The organism is Streptococcus pluranimalium, assembly GCF_047785745.1.
In the GTDB taxonomy this organism is placed as follows: Bacteria; Bacillota; Bacilli; order Lactobacillales; family Streptococcaceae; genus Streptococcus; species Streptococcus pluranimalium_B.
In genome coordinates, this window is the sequence record NZ_JBLOJT010000161.1 from 1 (window position 1) to 2,358 (window position 2,358).

The 2,358-nt window shown below is 39.1% G+C and carries 1 protein-coding gene; it reads left to right on the forward strand.

Going from position 1 to position 2,358, the window contains the following annotated elements; translation table 11 throughout:
* Positions 1 to 641 precede the first annotated feature (641 nt).
* A complete protein-coding gene (locus ACMZ6U_RS10135; RefSeq protein WP_416108302.1) occupies positions 642 to 2,243 on the forward strand; it encodes a DEAD/DEAH box helicase in 1,602 nt (533 codons plus the stop codon).
* Positions 2,244 to 2,358: the final 115 nt, after the last annotated feature.

The following is a 2,358-nucleotide window of genomic DNA, read 5'->3' on the forward strand; positions in this document are numbered from 1 at the left end:
GACGAGCTAAAACCAATGTGACCTTAACCAACCTGCTCTACAATATCTGTCGTTTTGAGCAAATCAAACGACTGGGATTACCATCATGGGCTTAGTGCGCCCAAAAATAGGAAAATAAGCAAGAAGTAAGCTTCGAAAGCGAAGCTTACTGGAAATAATGCTTACAAATAAGGCTTACTTAATAACTACTTGAAGTTTTTAGAGGTGCCCTTAATTATCATTCTTCTGAAATTATTTGCTTATGCATGGCATCACCTGCTGTTATAGTTAACATATCAAAAACAATGACAGAGTTAGGTGAATTGAATGAAAACGTGTTTATTATCATTACAAACATAATTTCTATCAATTTAGGGATGATTGTGTTACACTAGATAAGTTGTCATAATTACTAGCAGATGTGTTGGCTAGAAACGTTAATATTCATCGAAAATTAAAATCTGACGTTGTCAAGTTTACCTTGATGAACTTCAGTTCTATCTGGGGTTCCTTTCCTAGTCAGATTTTGTTTTTCTTCGAGTATAAAAACGTTGATTTGCCAAATTTTTATCCCATAAGGATTTGAATGGGCTTTTAGTGAGCCAATTATCTGCACCAGCCTAATAGAGTGGCTTCGCACCGCTTTTAGAAAAGAGAAACATTTGAAATTTACAGAATTAAACCTTAGTGAAGATATCCAAGCAGCCGTTGTAACCGCTGGTTTTGAAAAAGCATCACCTATCCAAGAGTTGACGATTCCACTCGCACTAGCAGGAAAAGACGTGATTGGTCAAGCTCAAACCGGTACAGGAAAAACCGCTGCTTTTGGTTTACCTACTCTTAACAAAATCTCTACTGATAGAAATGTTATTCAAGCTCTTGTGATTGCACCTACTCGTGAGTTAGCTGTTCAATCACAAGAAGAACTTTTCCGCTTTGGTCGTGATAAAGGCGTTAAAGTTCGTTCGGTTTATGGTGGCTCATCTATTGAAAAACAAATTAAGGCTCTTAAATCAGGAGCACATATTGTTGTTGGTACACCAGGACGCTTGCTTGATTTGATCAAACGTAAAGCCTTGAAATTGGATCATGTCGAAACATTGATTCTTGACGAAGCTGATGAAATGCTTAACATGGGATTCTTAGAAGATATCGAAGCGATTATCAGCCGTGTACCAGACGATCGTCAAACCCTTCTTTTCTCAGCTACTATGCCTGATGCCATCAAACGCATCGGTGTTAAGTTCATGAAAGAACCTGAACATGTTAAGATTGAAGCTAAAGAATTGACGAATGTCAATGTAGATCAGTACTACGTTCGTGTGAAAGAACAAGAAAAATTTGATACGATGACACGTCTTATGGATGTTGCTCAGCCTGAATTATCCATCGTCTTTGGTCGTACCAAACGTCGTGTTGATGAGTTGACCCGAGGTTTGAAGCTCCGAGGTTTCCGTGCGGAAGGTATTCATGGTGACCTTGATCAAAACAAACGTCTCCGTGTGATTCGTGATTTCAAGAATGACCAAATTGATATTCTTGTAGCGACAGACGTTGCAGCACGCGGATTAGATATTTCTGGTGTCACACATGTTTATAACTATGATATCCCTCAAGATCCAGAAAGTTATGTTCACCGTATTGGTCGTACAGGCCGTGCTGGAAAATCTGGTGAGTCAATCACGTTTGTATCACCAAATGAGATGGGTTACTTGTCAATGATTGAAAAATTGACTAAAAAAGCGATGAAAGGTCTTAAACCTGCGACAGTAGAAGAAGCCTTCCAAGCTAAGAAAAAAGTAGCACTTAAGAAAATCGAACGTGATTTTGCGGATGAATCTATTCGTGCAAGCTTTGAAAAATTCAAGGGTGATGCTATCCAGTTAGCACAAGAATTCACACCTGAAGAGTTGGCACTCTATGTTTTGAGCTTAACTGTTCAAGATCCAGATAGCATGCCTGACGTTGAAATTGCTCGCGAAAAACCATTACCATTCAAGCCATCAGGGTGCGGTTTTGGTGGTAAAGGAAAAGGTGGTCGAGGTAATCGCGATCGCAACCGTGGTGGTCGTAATAATGACCGTCGCCGTGGTGGACGTGGTGATCGTCGTCGTGATGATCGTGATGGTGGTCGCCGTGACTTCAAACGTCGTGATGATAAGTTCAAAAAAGACAACCGTCGCCAAGATAATAAAAAACCACACAAAAATACCTCAAGCGAAAAGAAAACAGGATTTGTTATTCGCAATAAAGGTGAGAGATAATAAGTAAGAAAAGTCAAAGTAATATTTAAAAATCGTATAAAACCAGCAATCAAGGAGAGAGGATTGCTGGTTTTTCAGTTTTAGCGATACGTTACAGGATATTTTTTTAAGTTTT